Origin of the sequence: Paraburkholderia sp. SIMBA_030 (genome assembly GCF_046535245.1) — a bacterium.
Taxonomy (GTDB): domain Bacteria; phylum Pseudomonadota; class Gammaproteobacteria; order Burkholderiales; family Burkholderiaceae; genus Paraburkholderia.
Genome location: NZ_JAWRXB010000005.1, coordinates 293,011 through 310,003 on the forward strand (window position 1 = coordinate 293,011; position 16,993 = coordinate 310,003).

A 16,993-nucleotide genomic window follows, 5' to 3' on the forward strand; every position below is an offset into this window, starting at 1 on the left:
CGGCATATCGAGAGAGATAGAGAGATGAAAGATATTCTGGGACGCATCGACGATTCGAGTCCGAATGAGAGCTCGCACGAACTGGTATGCCGCCTGCGCGATTGCGCGCATGAAATCGAAAAGTTGCGCGGCATCGATCCGGCCATCGTGTACACCGATCCGGATGGTCAAACGAATTTCTTCGGCGTGGCGCCGGGTGCGCCGATGCCGGACTACATCAATCTCGAAGGGTTGCGCGACAAGATATTGGCGCCTCGCGAAATCGTGCGCGACTGCGCTGGCTGGCTCGTGAATACAGACATTCCGATTTGCGACGAAGACGTGCGTGCGGACAAGCTCCTCGATGCGTTCGGCATCGAAACGCACTTTGTAGCGATGGATGGCGACGCCGACGAAGCGTTTGTCGAGCGCTATTTTGACAACGACGAGGCCGACTGCACCGAGTGGACGCCCACACCACCGGCCGGTGATGGTTGGGTGTTGCTCGAAATTTACCCGACCGAAGACGGACCGTACGCGATGTTCGCACGCAAGAAGTCGAAGAGCCACGCAGCCGGCGCAGCCCCCCGCACTGAGGCGGTGCGGGTGGGAAGCGAGGTCGCGATCATCAAAAGCCTTATCGACTTGGCCCGCACGACTTTCATCGCGCTAGATGATAGCGAAGAGGGTTGCGGCGACGACGGCCGCATGCATGTCATCGACTCCGCCAACTTCGATGCTGTCTGTGCGGTAATGGATCGACTCGAAGAATTGCCCGATGACCGGCCCGGTTACACGATGGACGCACCCGGCAAAACCGAATGGGCGCTTCGTAACCTTCTCGACGCCCGCAGCGGTGACGATGCAGCGCAAAGAACCTTTGCGGATCCCAAGCTCTCTGACGAACTGCACCCGGATACCGCGAAGCTCGTTCGACGCTTTGCGCGCTCGCTGGGCAACAAACTGCTCGATGCTCAGCGCAAATACGGCTATACCAACGGGTGGGCGGCGCCGGACTGGATGGACGAATGCCGCGCCCAGTTGATGAAACATATCTATAAGGGCGATCCTCGCGACGTCGCGGCCTATTGCGCATTCCTGTGGCACCACAACGAATCAACGTTACCAGCCGATGACGCTAGCGGCGAGCGCTTTCAATTGCATGTGCAGCCGTGGATGCTGAAGTGCTTCGGCGCCGAGATCGCGGCAGACACCGTCGAGCGCAATCATCGTTTCTTCGAGGAGGCCGCGGAACTCGTGCAGGCCTGCGGCATGACCGCCAGCGAGGCGCACCGGCTCGTCGACTACACGTGGTCGAGACCGATAGGTGAGAAGGTTCAGGAGGTGGGCGGCGTCATGGTCACGCTCGCGGCCCTATGTCTCGCGAACGGCCTGGACATGCATGCCGCCGGCGAGACGGAGCTCGCTCGCATTAATCAGCCCGACGTGGTGATCAGGATCCGTGCGAAGCAAGCATCGAAGCCGAAGCGCTCGTCTTTGCCAGAAAGCGCGGCGCCTGCGCTAGCTTACCCTGCCGAACTGACCGGCGGTCTACGAGAAGTGCTCGGTTGGCCGAACTTCCGCTGCGGTCCGGTCGCGCATCTCATGCGCGCCGCCGGCGCCGACATTAAGCCGAATTCCGAAGACGAACAGGCTGTGGTGCTGCATTGGATGGTCAAGCTGGTCTTGGAGCACGGCGCCCAATGGTGGGAAGTCGCATCCGACGAGCTGAGAGCCATGCAGGAAAGGATCGTGGCACCGGAGCAAAAACCATGATCGCTGAGCAATTCGATTTCCGTCTGTGCAAGGTCATGCGCGCTCGCAAAATGCGCACTACCGATTTGGCGATGAGAGTGAGCATGCCTGCTTCAGTTTTGTCGCGCCTGCGCGCCGGCCACACCAAGCCGACATTCTCAACCCTTTGCAAGCTTGCCAAAGAACTCGATATCAGTATCGACTGGTTAGTTGGATTCACCGACGATATGCGCCCACTGACGATAGATAAGGACAAACCGTGAGCGAAACCAAACTCTGGATGCTTCACATCGAAGGCCCGGATGACATTGTCGCGGCGCCGTCGAAAGAGGAAGCCGACAAGGTTGCAGCTGCGTTCAATGCGTTCTATGGCGCATACCTCGCGAAGCAGCGTGCAGCGTCAGTCGCAGCAGGCCGAGACCCGAACAATTGGCCGACCATCAACGCAGTTGTCGTCGAATGGGATAGCACCGCCAAGGCGCACGCCAAGAGTGTCGCGAAGTACTGGCCCGACTACGCCGAGTACCTCAAGCAACCGGAGCAGCAGTCATGAAGGTCGGCGAATCACGGCAATTTCACATGTGCCTCGACGTGCGCGGCGCGCTGACGAACTGGAAGAAGAAAGACTTCCGGCACATGTTCAAACACGCCGACGGCCGCACGATGACACCGGACGAAGCGAAGGCTCAGTTGCTCGAAGAACTATCGAAAGGTCACAACTTCATCCCTTACGGCAAGTGCGACAACTTCGACCATAAAGAGCAAGGCTGCATGGGGCACCCAGTGAACGAGGGAGAACGGGCGTGAGCGAGAACAGCAAGATCGAGTGGACAGATCACACGTTCAATCCGTGGGAGGGCTGTCAGAAAGTCGGCCCCGGTTGCGATCACTGCTATGCCGAGGCGCGCAACGCGCGCTTCGCTGGCGGTACCGCGATCAATTGGGGGCCCGGCGCGCCGCGGCGCCGCACGTCGGCCGCTAACTGGCGCAAGCCGCTGCAGTGGAACGCGAATCACGCTACGTTCTTCGCCGAGCACGGACGCCGGCAACGCGTCTTCTGCGCGTCGCTCGCGGACGTATTCGACAACGCTGTAGATCCGTCGTGGCGCGCCGATCTGTTCGACCTGATCGAGTGCACGCCGAACCTCGACTGGCTGCTGCTGACGAAGCGTATCGGTAACGTATTGCCGATGCTGAGTGAGACGGCTGCACGCCGCTTCGACCTCGATTGCCTTCACGATCCGTATCTGCCAGATAACGTCTGGCTCGGAGCGACTATCGTCAACCAGGAAGAAGCAGACCGCGACATTCCGAAGTTACTCGCAGTTCCAGCAGCGAAGCGGTTCTTATCGATGGAACCCCTGCTTGGGCCGGTTGATCTTGAGCGCCCGATGCCAGGCGCCGACCTCGATCAAGGTGGAGGCGCCTCGATTTGCCAGCCATGGATGATCCAGAGTGGTATCGACTGGGTGATCGTCGGCGGCGAATCGGGTCACGGCGCACGCCCTATGCATCCGGAGTGGCCGCGCGATCTGCGCGACCAGTGTTCGGCCGCCGGTGTGCCATACATATTTAAGCAATGGGGAGAGTGGCTTCCGGGCGAGCATAACCACGGCCAGTTCGATCCATCACCGATGCATGCCTACCGCCGCTGCGACGATCACACATACGAGTGGCCGCCATCACACGCCCGCGAAAATTTTGGTTCGCATCCAGATCGGCACAGCGGTCCATTCGCGACTATGCGAGTCGGCAAGAAAGCTGCAGGCCGCATGCTTGATGGCCGCTCACACGACGAATTCCCGCGAGGTGCCGCATGAAGGCGCTTTCCATCCGCCAGCCATGGGCGTGGCTGATCGCCAACGGCCACAAAGACATCGAGAACCGCACGTGGTCGACGCGCTTTCGCGGTCGCGTGTTGATCCATGCCGGCAAAGGCATGACCAACGATGAATATGACGACGCGCTGGCCACTGCGATGCATTGCGGCTACCGCGCCTACTTTCCGCCGCGCGGAACGCTCGAGCGCGGCGGCATCGTGGGTGTCGCAACGATCACGGACTGCGTTCCGCCCGAGCGCCGTTCGTCGCCCTGGCATATGGGCGGCCAGTTTGGTTTCCAGATCGCTGACGCGAAACCGCTGCCGTTCGTCGAATGCAAGGGCGCGCTCGGCTTTTTCAACGTTCCCGCTGATGTCGCTACCCACCTGCGTCAAATGCACGACCTCGGAGCCATCGCATGACTACCGCCTACCCGCTTCAATGGCCGGCCGGGCGCCCGCGCACCGATCGATATCGCCGTGAGAACGGCAAGTTTGATGTGACGTTCACGCGAGCGCGGGACAACATCGTAGACGAAGTGCGCTTACTCTGCGGCGGCCGTTGGGCGACAGACCCGAATATCGTCATCAGCACGAATATCGGACTTCGCCGCGACGGTCTCCCGCTCGCCGGCCAGCGCGCGCCTGATGATCCGGGGGTGGCCGTCTACTTCACCTACAAGAAGCGGCAGATGTCGTTTGCCTGCGACCGGTGGCTGAAGATTGAGCACAACATGCAGGCCATCGCCAAGACCATCGAAGCGCTGCGCGGCATCGCCCGCTGGGGTACTGGCGACATGCTCGAAGCGGCATTCACCGGATTCACGGCGCTGCCCTCTCCCGGCGCCGTGCGGCATTGGCGCGAGGTGATCGGCGTCGGACCGGAGGTTCGCGACCTCACCGCGATCCGCTCCGAATATCGACGCCGCGCGGCGCAGCACCATCCGGATCGCGCCGGCGGCTCGCACGATGCCATGACCGAACTCAACGCTGCCCTCGCGGCGGCCGAAAAGGAACTGAGCTGATGCAATACCTGACCGATCACGATCTCGCCGGCGAGCGCGGCGCGCACATCAGCGATTGCGGTACCTATCGTTACAGACTCTGGCGCGAATGGGACCGCTCGCGGCCCACCCTAGCCTTCCTGATGCTGAACCCGTCGACCGCAGACCACCTGACAGACGATCAGACCGTCACGCGGTGTCTTCTGCGAGCAGCGGCCGGCAAGTATGGACGCCTCGAGGTGGCGAACCTGTTTCCTCTCCGCGCAACGAATCCGGCCGAGCTACTAACGCATGCCGACCCGGTAGGACCGACCGGCCCTGCCGACGGCGCCGTGCTCGACGCGATCGACCGCGCCGGCATGGTGATTTGTGCATGGGGAGCGCACTCGGCCGCTGCGCCACGCGCTGCCGAGGTGATGCGCATCATCCGGCTCACAGGCATGCGCAACAAGCTGTACCACCTCGGCCTGAATAAGGACGGCAGCCCGAAGCACCCGCTTTACATCGCCGCCAGCACGCGGCCTAAACCTTTCGAATTTGCAACATGAGCGAAGCAGCAGCACAAATCATCGAAACGACGCGTAACGCATGGACCGTGGCTGGAGTAAAAACATGATCGAACGTGCACTCAGTCTGAAGGAAGCCGCTGCCCTGCTCGGCGTCTCCTACTCCACCGTGTACGCCCACAAGGAAGAAATGGGCTTCTTCCAGATCGGCAACCAGTGGCGCATCTGGCCCGACAAGCTGAAATTCGCGACAGAGTACAATCCGAACCGACCGGCGCAGACGGAACCAAGGAGCAAAAAATGTCAATCCGAAAGCGCGAAGGCTCGGACATCTGGCATATCGACATCCGCACGCCAGGTGGAGAGCGAGTTAGACAGACTACTGGAACGACCAACCGAAAGGAGGCTCAGGAGTATCACGACAAGCTGAAGCACGAACTGTGGCGCGTCGAGAAGATGGGCGAACGTCCGGTGCACACGTGGAACGATGCAGCCGTAAGGATGTTGAAGGAAAGTTCGCACCTCGCGGACTGCCAGAACCGCGTAATCCACATCCGGCACTTCCGGCAGTTTTTTGCAGGTCGCCCACTGGCCTCGATTACGCGGGACGAAGTTTTCGCTGCCCTGCCCGAATGGGATCAGCGGTGCAAGGAACGCCGCAAGGTCTCCCGCGCGACGAAGAACAAATACCTTGCAACGATGCGCATCCTGTTCAAGCTGGCCGCCGATAAATGGGAATGGATCGACCGCGCGCCGAAGCTGGAAGACCTGAAGGTGGCGAACGGCCGCATCCGCTGGATCACGAAATCGGAAGCACAGCGGCTGATCGGTGCCATTCGGGCCGACTGGATGCGGGACGTGGCCACTCTCGGGTTTGCGACTGGGCTGCGCCGCGCCAACTTGCTCGGTCTGGAGTGGTCGCAGGTCGATCTGGTGAACCGGCGGGCATGGATACACCCAGATCAGGCGAAGGCGAGAAAGCCGATTGGCGTGCCGCTGAATGATGATGCGGTTGAAGCGATCCGGCGGTGGATCGGCAAGCACCAGACTTACGTGTTCGTAAGGTGTGGCAAGCCGATCCCGACGACGAGCTGGTGCAGCGCGCAGTGGGACCGGCAATGCGCCCGCGCGGGGATCGAGAATTTCCGGTTTCACGATGTGCGCCATACCTGGGCGAGCTGGCATGTGCAGGCGGGAACTCCATTGAACAGGCTGATGGAATTGGGGGGATGGGCGAAGTACGAGCACGTTCTCCGGTATGCCCACCTTGCACCGGATCATCTGGCTGAGCATGCAAACGCGGTCACGTTTACGGCACAGCCAGCGCGGGAAAAGCCACAAACCCTTGCGGCATAAGGCTCTGCGAAAGCCTTATTTCACTAGGGACATGCGAAACGTGGCTGGGGTGAAGCCCATATAATACTTGCTTGCCTTAGCTAAAGTCAGAATTGACTGTTCTCCGAATCCATGAACACACCGCTCGCTACCGCTTCAGGCACCCTCTCAGACACTGTTGCCACGGCACCTTCTTCACCTGCCGGGCTCCCTGCGCTGCCGCGCCCGGCGTCCGATGAATTCGACGCCGTGATCCAGCAAGGCGCCTACGTGCCGCTCACGCAATTCGGCGTGATCGACGTCACTGGCGACGATGCGGCGAGCTTCCTGCACGGCCAGCTGACCAACGACACCCAGCATCTCGATGCCGCCCATGCACGCCTCGCCGGCTACTGCTCGGCCAAGGGCCGTCTGCTGGCGTCGTTCCTGACGTGGCGCAGCGGCGAGACGATCCGCCTGCTGGTGTCGAAAGACGTGCAGGCCGCGGTGCAGAAACGGCTGTCGATGTTCGTGCTGCGCGCCAAGGCCAAACTCGTGGATGCAAGCGGCGAACTGGCGGTGGTCGGCCTCGCGGGCGACGTGCGCCGCGCGCTCTCCACCGTGTTCGACGCGCTGCCGGACGGCGTGCATGTGCAGGTGGACGGCGCGGCGGGTTCGCTGATTCGCGTGCCCGATGCGCTCGACCGGTTGCGTTATCTGTGGATCGGACCGAAGGCCGGGATCGAGGCGCGCCTGCCCCTGCTCGATGGCAAGCTTAAGCGCGTGTCGCCGGCGGTGTGGGATTGGCTCGACATTCGCGCGGGCGAACCGCGCATCACGCAGCCGGTGGTCGAGCAGTTCGTGCCGCAAATGGTCAATTTCGACGTGCTCGGCGCGGTGAACTTCCGCAAAGGCTGCTATCCGGGCCAGGAAGTGGTTGCGCGCAGCCAGTATCGCGGCACGATCAAGCGGCGCACGTCGCTCGCGAATGTGGCGGGCGAACTGGACACGGTCAAGGCGGGCGTGGAACTGTTCCACTCGGACGATCCGGGCCAGCCGTGCGGCATGGTGGTGAACGCGGCGTCGGCGCCGGATGGCGGCGTCGATGTGCTGGTGGAGATCAAGCTCGCGGCGCTGGAAAGCGGCTCGGTGCATCTGGGCGCGGCCGATGGCCCGGCGCTGAGGTTCCTCGCGTTGCCGTATGGGTTGCCGACCGAGGCTTGAGCTGCTGGACTGAAGCGGCGCGACTTCGCGCCGCTTTCTCCCCACGTTTGCACGCCATTCCATCCCCACCGGGAGATCCCACCCGATGTGCCTGATCGTCTTCGACTGGCGACCTGACGCGGCCGACGGCCCGCTCTTCACACTCGCCGCGAACCGCGACGAATTCTTTCGCCGCACGGCCGAGCCAATCAACTGGTGGCATGACGCGCCGACCGTGCTGGCCGGCCGCGATCTGGTGGGCGGCGGCACCTGGCTGGGAATGTCGCGCGACGGCCGTTTCGCCGCGCTGACCAACTACCGCGCGCCACGTGAAATGCGCGCCGATGCGCCGACCCGCGGCACGCTCGTCAGCGACTGGCTCAGCGGCCCGGCCAACGGAAGCAACGGAATCGGCGGAACGCACGCCGCCCCGCTCGAATATCTGCAACACGTCGCGCAAACCGGCGACATCTACAACGGCTTCAACCTGCTGATCGGCGACTGGACGCGCCGCGAACTCGGCTGGTATTGCAACCGCTCGAACATTGCGCCGACGCTGCTTGCGTCCGGCACGCACGGCATCTCGAACGCGGTGCTCGATACCGCGTGGCCGAAGCTGGTCAACAAACGCGCGGAATTAGGCGAGCTGCTCGCACGCGACCCGATGCCGCCGCTCGAACGCCTGATCGATCTGATGCGCGATCCGCGCCTCGCCCGCGACGACGAATTGCCGGCCACCGGCATTCCGCTCGAACGCGAACGGGCGCTGTCGGCGGCGTTTATCGAAACGCCGGAGTACGGCACGCGCGGCACCACCGCGTTGCGGGTGGTCGTGCATGGCGACGCGGTCAGCGTCGCGATCGCCGAACGCAGCGACGACAACGGCTCGCACCGGATCGTGCGGCCCGGCGACTTCGAGCGCAGCTTCGCCTTCAACGTCGAACGCGCGATCGCCTGAAGCCGGGCGCTTAGGAGAAATCAGTCGACGCCGAGTGCCGCGCGCAATGCCGCCGCGGCATCGGCGTGCGCCTGCGCGACGTCGGGCACGAAGCCGCCCATCTTGAAGAACTCGTGGATCATGCCCGGGTAGCGTTTGAGCGTCACCTCGTTGCCGGCTGCACGCAATTTCTCCGCGTATGCATCGCCTTCGTCGCTTAAAGGATCGTATTGGGCGGTCGCGATCCATGCCGGCGCAAGGCCGCCGAAACCGGGCGCGCCGCGCTTGCCGTCGAGCGGCGCGAAACGCCAGTCGTCGCGATCGCCGGCGTCGCGTACGTATTGCTCGAAGAACCATTGGATCGTGTCGCCCGACAGCAGGAAGCCGTCTGCGAGGCGCGCGTGCGAATCGGTTTGCTGATAAGCCGTCGTGCCCGGATAGATCAGCAATTGCAGCGCAAGCTCGATGCCGGCGTCGCGCGCGAGCACCGCGCAGACCGTTGCCAGCGTGCCGCCCGCGCTATCGCCGCCGACTGCCAGCCGCCCGGCATCCACGCCGTACTCCGCGGCGTGCGCGTGCAGCCAGGCCAGTGCATCGAAGGCGTCCTCAACCGCAGTGGGGAATTTGTACTCCGGGGCGAGCCGGTAATCGACCGACAGCACCGTGCAGCGACCGTCGCGTGCGAACATCCGGCACAGCGCATCGTGCGTATCGACGCTGCCGACCGTGAAGCCGCCGCCGTGAAAATAGACCAGCGCCGGCGCCGGCTCGGCCCAACTCGGCTCGACAGCATGATAAAGGCGCGCGCGAATCGTCGCGCCGTCGCGCGTCGGCACTTGCAGGTCTTCGAGCGCGAACATCGGCGCGCTCGCGATCTCCAGGATCGGCGCGCTTTTTTCGTAGGAGGCGCGCGCCTGTTGTGCGGTCAGTTCGTGATACTGCGGGCGCTTGGCGCGCGCGATCATGTCGAGCACCTGCTCGAGCTTCGGATTCAGCGACATGGTGCGTCAGGCGGCGCGGGTGCGCCGAAGGTTGGCGGAACGAGCGCCGTATGATGCCATGCGCGGCTAGCTTGCGCTTTTCACCTCGGGCTTCAGCGACAGCGGATCGGTGGGATTGCGCTGCTGTTCGATGTCCTCGTGACGCAGCTTCACCGTCTCCATGATGCCCGGATGCGTGACGATGTAGAAACGCCGCGTCTTGATCGCCTCGAACGTGAGCGCGGCGACGTCGGCCGCCGTCAGCTTGCCCGCTTGCACCGCGCGTTGCAGTTGCTTGCCGGCGGCGATTTGCGAGCGCGTCGGCGCGCTGTCGTTGCGCAACGCCTCGGGCCGCGCGCGCTCCGCATTGGCGATGCCGGTCGGCACGAAGGCTGGACACAGGAGCGAACAGCCGACCTCGCCGCCCGCCGCCGCTTGTGTCGCTTGTGCCAGTTGCAGGTCGTGATAGAGCGTTTCCGTCAGCGACACGACGGCATGTTTCGACGCGTTGTAAATCCCCATCGCGGGCGGCGACAGCAAGCCGGCCACCGACGCCGTATTGACGATATGCGCCGGCTCGTTCTGCCGCAGCATGATCGGCGTGAAGACGCGCACGCCGTGCGCGACGCCCATCACGTTGACGCCGAACACCCAGTCCCAGTCGTTCGCCGAGCTTTCCCACAGGAAGCCGCCCGAGCCCACGCCGGCATTGTTGAAGAGCAGATGAACCTTGCCGAAGGCGTCGAGCGCCGCTTGCGCGAGCGCTTCGACCTGGGCGGCGTCGGACACGTCGGTGGGCACGCCGAGCACTTGCGCGCCGCCGGCGCGCAACGCGTCGACGGTTTGCGCGAGCGCGCCGGTATCGACGTCGGCCAGCACCAGCTTCATGCCGAGCGACGCGCCCTTGTCCGCGAACGCACGGCCGAAGCCGCTCGCCGCACCGGTGATCACCGCCACCTTGCCTTCGAATTCGAACATCGTGTATCTCCTGGGTTGACCGTTTTTTTCAGCCCGTTTTTTCAGCCGTTTTTTTGGGCCGGGCTCAGATCGCTCAGATCAGCTTGACGAGCTGCTTGCCGAAGTTCTTACCCTTGAGCAGACCGATGAAAGCCTCGGGCGCCTGGTCGAGCCCTTGCGCGATGGTCTCGCGATACTGCAGCTTCTTCTGCGCGACCAGCGTGCCGAGTTGCGTGAGCGCTTCGGGCCACACTTCCATATGCTCGCTGACGATGAACCCTTGCACCAGCAAACGCTGCGTGAGCATCAGCGACGGATGCCTGAGCGGCACCGGCTGGCCGTCGTAACCCGCGATGAACCCGCACAGCGCGATGCGGCCGAACGCGTTCATCCGGGCAAGTGTCGCGTCGAGCACTTCGCCGCCGACGTTCTCGAAGTAGCCGTCGACGCCATTCGGCGTGACCGCTTTCAGGTCCTGATACAGATTGCCGGCCTTGTAATCGACGCAGGCATCGAAGCCGAGCGTCTCGACCACATAGCGGCACTTGTCCGCGCCGCCCGCAATGCCGACCGCGCGCGCGCCGGCCAGCTTCGCCAGTTGCCCGACCACGCTGCCCACCGCGCCGCTCGCCGCGCTGACCACCACCGTCTCGCCGGCCTTCGGCGCGATGATCCTGTTCAGGCCGTACCAGGCGGTAACGCCAGGCATGCCGACCGGACCGAGATACGCCGACAGCGGCACGTGCGTGTCGTCGACTTTCTGCACGCCCGCCCCATTCGAGGTGCCGTACTCCTGCCAGCCGAACATCGCGACGACCTTGTCGCCAACCGCGAACTTCGGATTTTTCGACTCGACCACTTCGCCCACCGTGCCGCCGATCATCACTTCGTTCAGCGGCTGCGGCGCCGCGTACGACTTGCTGTCGTTCATCCGGCCGCGCATGTACGGATCGAGCGAGAGGTAATGATTGCGCACGCGGAATTCGCCGTCGGCGAGCGCTGCGAGCGGCGTTTCGACCAGCTTGAAGTTGTCGGGCATAACAGCGCCTTGCGGACGCGAAGCCAGCACGAGTTGACGGTTGATCTGGGGCATGACGAGCGTCTCCATGAGTCGATGTTATGAACAGCGGATGATGTGTTGCGAACAGTGTCTGCAGAGGCAAGGACGGCGCGCGGCTCTCGACACGCGCGCCGTCGACGGGAAATCAGCCGTCGCTTGGGCCGGGTTTGGCGGACGGGTCGCTGCGCAGACGCTGCTGCGTCACATCGCGGCCCACGGCGAGGCGCCGCATGTATTTGAAGGTGCCGAGCGCTTTGGCGACGAAATGGCCTTCGCTATCGCGGATCTCGCCTTCGCAATAGGCCATCGTGGTGGAGCGGTGCAGCACGCGGCCGGTGGCGCGCAACTCGCCGCGGCCCGGCTGCATGAAGTTGACCTTCATCTCGACCGTGACCACGCCGACGCCGTCGCCGGCCAGACTGCGCGCGGCCATGGCGAGCGCGACGTCGGCCAGTGTCATCGTGACGCCGCCGTGCGCGACGTTCCACGTGTTCATGTGATCCGGCTCGAGCGGCAGCACGATTTCGCTGACGCCGTCGGCAGCCGACACGAGCTGCGCGCCGAGCCGGTCGACGAACGGGCTCTCGGGCAGCGCCGCGCTGCTTCCTTTAGATGAGGGCGAATCGGTCATTGCGCCGCGTCAGATTTCGTAATCGACGCACTGACGCGCTTCACGCACCGCGCCGACAAAGCCCTTGAGCGCTTCATGCGTGGGATGAACCTGATACGCGTCGAGCGCGGCTTTGTCGGTGAAATCGGAGACCAGCACGATGTCGTAGGTCGATTCGAGGCCCGGTTGGGCGATGCCGACTTCGAGCTTCAGGATGCCCGGTACGATGTCGCGGCAGCCTTCGAGCTTTTCTTTCAGCTTCAGCGCGTTTTCCGCACGGGTCGCGCCCTCGGCGGTTTCTTTGAGCTTCCACATCACAATATGACGGATCACGGAGTCACCTTCTTCGATTCAATTCGTTGGGCTGGGACTTTGCGTCGGCGCTCGACGTTTTTTGCGTGTCGCGCGGAAGTCCGCAGGCTGTGGGCTGTGCAAACGTGCGCCGAATGCTGCGCACGCGCAGTAGGAAATGATAACCGGAATGGCGTTTGCCGATGCGCGGGCGCCGCGCCCGCAGCTTCGATCGAACCACGTTGCACGCGCGGCGGCATTCCTTGTTCAACCACAGCGGCCCGAAAACAACGGCTTGATCCGTCAAGCCGCGCGCCGTTTGTCCAGCCTTGTCGGAATCCTGCTGCGCAGCCCGGCTTAACCCTGCTCTTCGGCCGCCAAACCGGCCGGTACAATGCATGACACAACCCGCTTCCTTCGAGGTGCCGGTCATGTCCTTCGTTCGCGCCCTGCTGTCCGGCCGGAGCACCCGGCTGGCCGCGATCGTCGCCCTCGTCACGCTGACGCTCAACGGCTGCGCGGGTCTGTTCGGCGGCGATCCGCTGCGCGTGAACGTGGCAGGCATCGATCCGATCGAAAGCCAGGGCCTCGAAATGCGCTTTAACGTCAAGCTGCGCGTCCAGAATCCCAACGAAGCCGCCGTCACCTATGACGGCGTCTCGCTCAACCTCGAACTGAACGGCAAGCAGTTCGCGAGCGGCGTCAGCGACCAGAGCGGCACCGTGCCGCGCTTCGGCGAAACCGTGGTCGACGTGCCGCTGACGGTGCCCGCCTTCGCCGCCGTCCGCCAGGCCTTCGCGTTCGCCGACGCCGCGCAATCCGGGCAGATTCCGTACATCCTGCGGGGCCGGCTCGCCGGAGGCCTCACAGGCGGCACGCGTTTTATCGACCAGGGTACGCTGAGCCTGCCGGCGCTCGGTACGGCTTTGCCTTGATTCAGACGATCCGCGCTTTCAGGTAAAAAACGGGTGGCGCGAATTCAACGCCTGTACGTCAACTCGCACCGAACCACACGACACCCGCTTTTCACCGCATCACAAGCCGAATCAAACCACTTCGAACAAGCCCGCCGCGCCCTGCCCGCCGCCGATACACATCGTCACGACGACCAGCTTCGCGCCGCGCCGCTTGCCTTCGATCAGCGCATGGCCGGTCAGACGCGCGCCCGACACGCCATACGGATGGCCCACCGCAATCGCGCCGCCGTTCACGTTCAGACGGTCGTGCGCAATGCCGAGCTTGTCCGCGCAATACAGCACCTGCACCGCGAACGCTTCATTCAGTTCCCACAGGTCGATGTCCTCGACCTTCAGGCCGGCTTGCCTGAGCAGCTTCGGCACCGCGAACACCGGGCCGATACCCATCTCGTCCGGTTCGCAGCCGGCCACCGCGAAGCCGCGGAAAATGCCGAGCGGCTGCAAACCTTCGCGTTCGGCAACCTTCGCGTTCATCACGACGCAAGCCGACGCGCCGTCCGAGAACTGGCTCGCGTTGCCCGCGGTGATCACGCCGCCCGGCGTCGCGGTGCGAATCTTCGACACGCCTTCGAGCGTCGTGTCGGCACGGATGCCTTCGTCGGCGCTGACCGTCACTTCCTTCGTGAAGAGACGACCGCTGGCTTTGTCGGCGACACCGGCGAGCACCGTCAACGGCACGATCTCGTCCTTGAACCTGCCGGCTTCGAGCGCGGCCGCGGCGCGCTGCTGCGAGCGCGCGCCGTATTCGTCCTGACGCTCCTTCGAGATCGCGTAGCGCTTCGCGACGTTCTCGGCCGTCTGCAACATCGACCAGTAGATTTCCGGCTTGTTCTGGCTGAGCCAGCCTTCGGTCATCATGTGGCGGTTCATCTCGTTCTGCACGCACGAGATCGATTCCACGCCGCCCGCGACGAACACGTCGCCTTCACCGGCGATCACGCGTTGCGCGGCCAGCGCGATCGTCTGCAAACCGGACGAGCAGAAACGGTTCACCGTCATGCCCGGCACGCTGACCGGCAAACCGGCGCGCAGTGCTATCTGGCGCGCGATGTTCATGCCTGTCGCGCCTTCCGGATTCGCGCAGCCCATGATCACGTCTTCGACGCGGGCCGGGTCGAGCTTCGCGCGCTCGACGGCGGCTTGAGTCACATGTCCGCCGAGCGTGGCGCCATGCGTCATGTTGAACCCGCCGCGCCATGATTTGGCGAGACCCGTACGGGCGGTCGATACGATTACGGCGTCAGTCATGCAAATCTCCTGTGTCGACCAGAGTTGGCGCTTTAGCGCTTACTCTGGTCCCATAGCGCTTACTCTGGCCCCATGCAAAGCGGTCGACCAGAGTTAGCGTGTCGGCCAGAGTTAGCGCTTTAGCGCTTACTCTGGTTCCATAGCGCTTACTCCGGTCCCATACAAGTTGGTTGGTACTTCCAGATGTCGGTGGTGGCGCGCCGGCGGATCGCTCAACCGCGCCACCCCACTCATTTCACTCATTTTCAGTCGAGCGACGCTTCAGCCGTTAAAGCCACGGCCCTTCGCCGCCAACTCCGCGATGCTCGGCGCGAGCTGCCACGCATCGCCGTTCGGCCGCGACGCGTAGCGGCGAATCGCGCGCTCGACGTTGTAGAGCCCGACCGTATCCGCGTACAGCATCGGGCCGCCGCGATAGAGCGGGAAGCCGTAGCCGGTCAGATAGACCATGTCGATGTCCGATGCCTTCGACGCGATGCCTTCTTCGAGAATCTTCGCGCCTTCATTCACCAGCGCGAATACGAGACGTTCGACGATTTCCTCGTCGCCGATCTTGCGGCGCTCGGCGTTGGTTTCCTTCGAAAACGCCACGATCATCTCGTCGACCACTTTCGACGGATACGCAGTGCGGTCGCCCGCCTTATAGTCGTACCAGCCGCCGCCGGTCTTCTGCCCGAAGCGCCCCGTCTCGCACAGACGGTCGGCGATCTTCGAGTAATGCATGTCCGGATGCTCCTGATAGCGGCGCTTGCGGATCGCCCAGCCGATGTCGTTACCGGCCAGATCGCTCATGCGGAACGGCCCCATCGCGAAGCCGAACTTCTCGATCGCCTTATCCACCTGCGCGGGCAGCGCGCCTTCTTCGAGCATGAAGAGCGCCTGACGGATGTACTGCTCGATCATCCGGTTGCCGATGAAGCCGTCGCACACGCCCGACACCACCGCGGTCTTCCTGATCTTCCTGGCCAGCTTCATGACGGTGGCAAGCACGTCTTTCGCCGTTTCCTTGCCGCGCACGACTTCGAGCAGCTTCATCACGTTGGCCGGGCTGAAGAAGTGCATGCCGACCACGTCTTGCGGACGCAACGTGTACGCAGCGATCTTGTCCACGTCCAAAGTCGACGTATTCGATGCGAGGATCGCACCGGACTTCGCCACTTCGTCGAGACGCTTGAACACCTGCTCTTTCACGCCGAGTTCTTCGAACACGGCTTCGACGATCAGATCGGCGTTTTTCAGGTCGTCGTAGGAAAGCGTCGGCGTGATCAAGGCCATGCGCTGTTCGATCGCTTCGGGCTTGAGCTTGCCCTTCTTGACGGTGGCTTCGTAGTTCTTGTGGATCGTAGCGAGGCCGCGATCGAGCGCTTCCTGTTTCGTTTCAAGCAGCGTGACGGGAATGCCCGCATTGATGAAGTTCATCGCGATGCCGCCGCCCATCGTGCCGGCGCCGATCACGGCCACCTGCGCGATGTCGCGCACCGGCGTGTCCGACGGCACATCGGGAATCTTGCTCGCCGCACGTTCGCCGAAGAACGCGTGACGCAGCGCGTGACTTTCCGGCGTCTGCACGAGCGCGATAAAGCATTCGCGTTCGAATGCAAGGCCCTTGTCGAAGCCGTTCTGGACGCCCGCTTCGACCGCGTCGATACACTTGTGCGGCGCCGGGAAATTTTTCGCGATTGCCGCCACGCTATTGCGCGCGAACTGGATGAAACCGGCGGCATTCGGATGCTCGATCTTGCGCTCGCGCACCTTGGGATGCGGGCCTCCTTTAGCGCCGACCTTGCGGGCAAACGCGAGCGCGGCTTCGGCCAGATCGCCTTCGACCACTTCGTCGAACAGGCCCGAGTCGGCCAGTTTCTCCGACATCACCGGCGCACCGGAGACGATCATGTTGAGCGCGGCTTCGAGGCCGATTGCGCGCGGCAGACGCTGCGTGCCGCCCGCGCCCGGCAGGATGCCGAGCTTCACTTCCGGCAGCGCGATCTGCGCGCCGGGTGCGGCGATCCGGTAATGCGCGCCGAGTGCCAGTTCCAGGCCGCCGCCCATCGCGACGCTGTGAATCGCCGCGACCACCGGCTTCGCGCTGCCTTCGACGGCCTCGATGACCGTGGCGAGCGTCGGCTCCTGAGTGGCTTTAGGTGTGTTGAATTCGGTGATGTCGGCGCCGCCCGAGAAGGCTTTGCCCGCGCCCGTCAGCACGATCGCCTTGATGGCCGGATCGTTCTGCGCGCGCTCGATGCCTTCGACGATACCGGCTCGCGTCGACAGACCGAGCCCGTTCACGGGCGGATTGTTCAGCGTGATGACGGCCACGCCGTCATGGGTTGTGTAGTCCACTGCCATCTGCCTG

At 63.6% G+C, this 16,993-nt stretch carries 21 protein-coding genes; 13 read left to right on the forward strand and 8 right to left on the reverse strand.

Going from position 1 to position 16,993, the window contains the following annotated elements; all coding sequences use genetic code 11:
- The first annotated feature begins 24 nt into the window (after positions 1-24).
- From SB772_RS10930 to SB772_RS10985, 12 genes are all read left to right on the forward strand, one after another.
- On the forward strand, positions 25-1,755 hold the full coding sequence (locus tag SB772_RS10930; protein WP_410833272.1) for a hypothetical protein: 1,731 nt from the start codon (positions 25-27) through the stop codon (positions 1,753-1,755).
- Positions 1,752-1,997: a helix-turn-helix domain-containing protein gene (locus tag SB772_RS10935; protein WP_410833273.1), complete on the forward strand. Its 246-nt coding sequence runs from the start codon at positions 1,752-1,754 to the stop codon at positions 1,995-1,997. Before SB772_RS10930 ends, SB772_RS10935 begins: the two co-directional genes overlap by 4 nt.
- Positions 1,994-2,287, forward strand: a complete 294-nt coding sequence (locus SB772_RS10940; protein WP_410833274.1) for a hypothetical protein — start codon at positions 1,994-1,996, stop codon at positions 2,285-2,287. The genes SB772_RS10935 and SB772_RS10940 overlap by 4 nt, the downstream gene beginning before the upstream one ends.
- Positions 2,284-2,541 carry a hypothetical protein gene (locus SB772_RS10945; protein ID WP_410833275.1) on the forward strand — a complete coding sequence of 86 codons (258 nt, stop codon included), beginning with the start codon at positions 2,284-2,286 and terminating at the stop codon, positions 2,539-2,541. The genes SB772_RS10940 and SB772_RS10945 overlap by 4 nt, the downstream gene beginning before the upstream one ends.
- The gene (locus SB772_RS10950; RefSeq protein ID WP_410833276.1) at positions 2,538-3,554 is read left to right on the forward strand and encodes a phage Gp37/Gp68 family protein; all 1,017 of its coding nucleotides are present in this window, start codon (positions 2,538-2,540) and stop codon (positions 3,552-3,554) included. Before SB772_RS10945 ends, SB772_RS10950 begins: the two co-directional genes overlap by 4 nt.
- Positions 3,551-3,976, forward strand: a complete 426-nt coding sequence (locus tag SB772_RS10955; protein ID WP_410833277.1) for an ASCH domain-containing protein — start codon at positions 3,551-3,553, stop codon at positions 3,974-3,976. Before SB772_RS10950 ends, SB772_RS10955 begins: the two co-directional genes overlap by 4 nt.
- Complete coding sequence (locus SB772_RS10960) at positions 3,973-4,578, forward strand: hypothetical protein (protein WP_410833278.1); 606 nt, start codon at positions 3,973-3,975, stop codon at positions 4,576-4,578. Before SB772_RS10955 ends, SB772_RS10960 begins: the two co-directional genes overlap by 4 nt.
- The gene (locus tag SB772_RS10965) at positions 4,578-5,105 is read left to right on the forward strand and encodes a DUF1643 domain-containing protein (protein ID WP_410833279.1); all 528 of its coding nucleotides are present in this window, start codon (positions 4,578-4,580) and stop codon (positions 5,103-5,105) included. Before SB772_RS10960 ends, SB772_RS10965 begins: the two co-directional genes overlap by 1 nt.
- A 64-nt stretch (positions 5,106-5,169) precedes the next feature.
- A complete protein-coding gene (locus SB772_RS10970; RefSeq protein ID WP_410833280.1) occupies positions 5,170-5,493 on the forward strand; it encodes a helix-turn-helix domain-containing protein in 324 nt (107 codons plus the stop codon).
- Positions 5,409-6,419, forward strand: coding sequence for a tyrosine-type recombinase/integrase (locus tag SB772_RS10975; protein ID WP_410833381.1), 1,011 nt, complete (start codon positions 5,409-5,411; stop codon positions 6,417-6,419). Before SB772_RS10970 ends, SB772_RS10975 begins: the two co-directional genes overlap by 85 nt.
- Positions 6,420-6,530: 111 nt before the next feature.
- Positions 6,531-7,601 carry a YgfZ/GcvT domain-containing protein gene (locus tag SB772_RS10980; protein WP_410833281.1) on the forward strand — a complete coding sequence of 357 codons (1,071 nt, stop codon included), beginning with the start codon at positions 6,531-6,533 and terminating at the stop codon, positions 7,599-7,601.
- Between the two features lie 85 nt (positions 7,602-7,686).
- Complete coding sequence (locus SB772_RS10985; RefSeq protein WP_410833282.1) at positions 7,687-8,538, forward strand: NRDE family protein; 852 nt, start codon at positions 7,687-7,689, stop codon at positions 8,536-8,538.
- 20 nt (positions 8,539-8,558) lie between these two features.
- On the opposite strand, the gene SB772_RS10990 is transcribed toward SB772_RS10985, so the two are convergent.
- The 6 genes from SB772_RS10990 to SB772_RS11015 all read right to left on the reverse strand — a co-directional run bounded on the left by SB772_RS10990 (position 8,559) and on the right by SB772_RS11015 (position 12,848).
- Positions 8,559-9,518: an alpha/beta hydrolase gene (locus SB772_RS10990; protein ID WP_410833283.1), complete on the reverse strand. Its 960-nt coding sequence runs from the start codon at positions 9,516-9,518 to the stop codon at positions 8,559-8,561.
- A 66-nt stretch (positions 9,519-9,584) separates the two neighbouring features.
- Entirely contained in the window at positions 9,585-10,475 is an 891-nt protein-coding gene (locus SB772_RS10995) for an SDR family oxidoreductase (RefSeq protein ID WP_410833284.1), read from the reverse strand.
- 73 nt (positions 10,476-10,548) lie between these two features.
- Positions 10,549-11,547 (reverse strand): NADP-dependent oxidoreductase, encoded by a 999-nt coding sequence (locus SB772_RS11000; RefSeq protein ID WP_410833285.1) that lies wholly within the window; start codon positions 11,545-11,547, stop codon positions 10,549-10,551.
- 112 nt (positions 11,548-11,659) lie between these two features.
- A complete protein-coding gene (locus SB772_RS11005) occupies positions 11,660-12,145 on the reverse strand; it encodes a PaaI family thioesterase (RefSeq protein WP_410833286.1) in 486 nt (161 codons plus the stop codon).
- Between the two features lie 9 nt (positions 12,146-12,154).
- Positions 12,155-12,457, reverse strand: coding sequence for a Dabb family protein (locus SB772_RS11010; protein ID WP_410833287.1), 303 nt, complete (start codon positions 12,455-12,457; stop codon positions 12,155-12,157).
- A 4-nt stretch (positions 12,458-12,461) separates the two neighbouring features.
- Positions 12,462-12,848, reverse strand: coding sequence for a hypothetical protein (locus tag SB772_RS11015; RefSeq protein WP_410833288.1), 387 nt, complete (start codon positions 12,846-12,848; stop codon positions 12,462-12,464).
- Between SB772_RS11015 and SB772_RS11020 the strand changes: the two genes are divergently transcribed.
- Entirely contained in the window at positions 12,847-13,350 is a 504-nt protein-coding gene (locus SB772_RS11020; RefSeq protein WP_410833289.1) for an LEA type 2 family protein, read from the forward strand. The genes SB772_RS11015 and SB772_RS11020 overlap by 2 nt on opposite strands.
- Before the next feature lie 111 nt (positions 13,351-13,461).
- Here the strand turns inward: SB772_RS11020 and SB772_RS11025 are convergent, their stop codons facing one another.
- Both SB772_RS11025 and SB772_RS11030 read right to left on the reverse strand, forming a co-directional pair.
- The gene (locus tag SB772_RS11025; protein WP_410833290.1) at positions 13,462-14,640 is read right to left on the reverse strand and encodes an acetyl-CoA C-acyltransferase; all 1,179 of its coding nucleotides are present in this window, start codon (positions 14,638-14,640) and stop codon (positions 13,462-13,464) included.
- 261 nt (positions 14,641-14,901) lie between these two features.
- Positions 14,902-16,986, reverse strand: a complete 2,085-nt coding sequence (locus SB772_RS11030) for a 3-hydroxyacyl-CoA dehydrogenase NAD-binding domain-containing protein (RefSeq protein WP_410833291.1) — start codon at positions 16,984-16,986, stop codon at positions 14,902-14,904.
- Between the last annotated feature and the right edge of the window lie 7 nt (positions 16,987-16,993).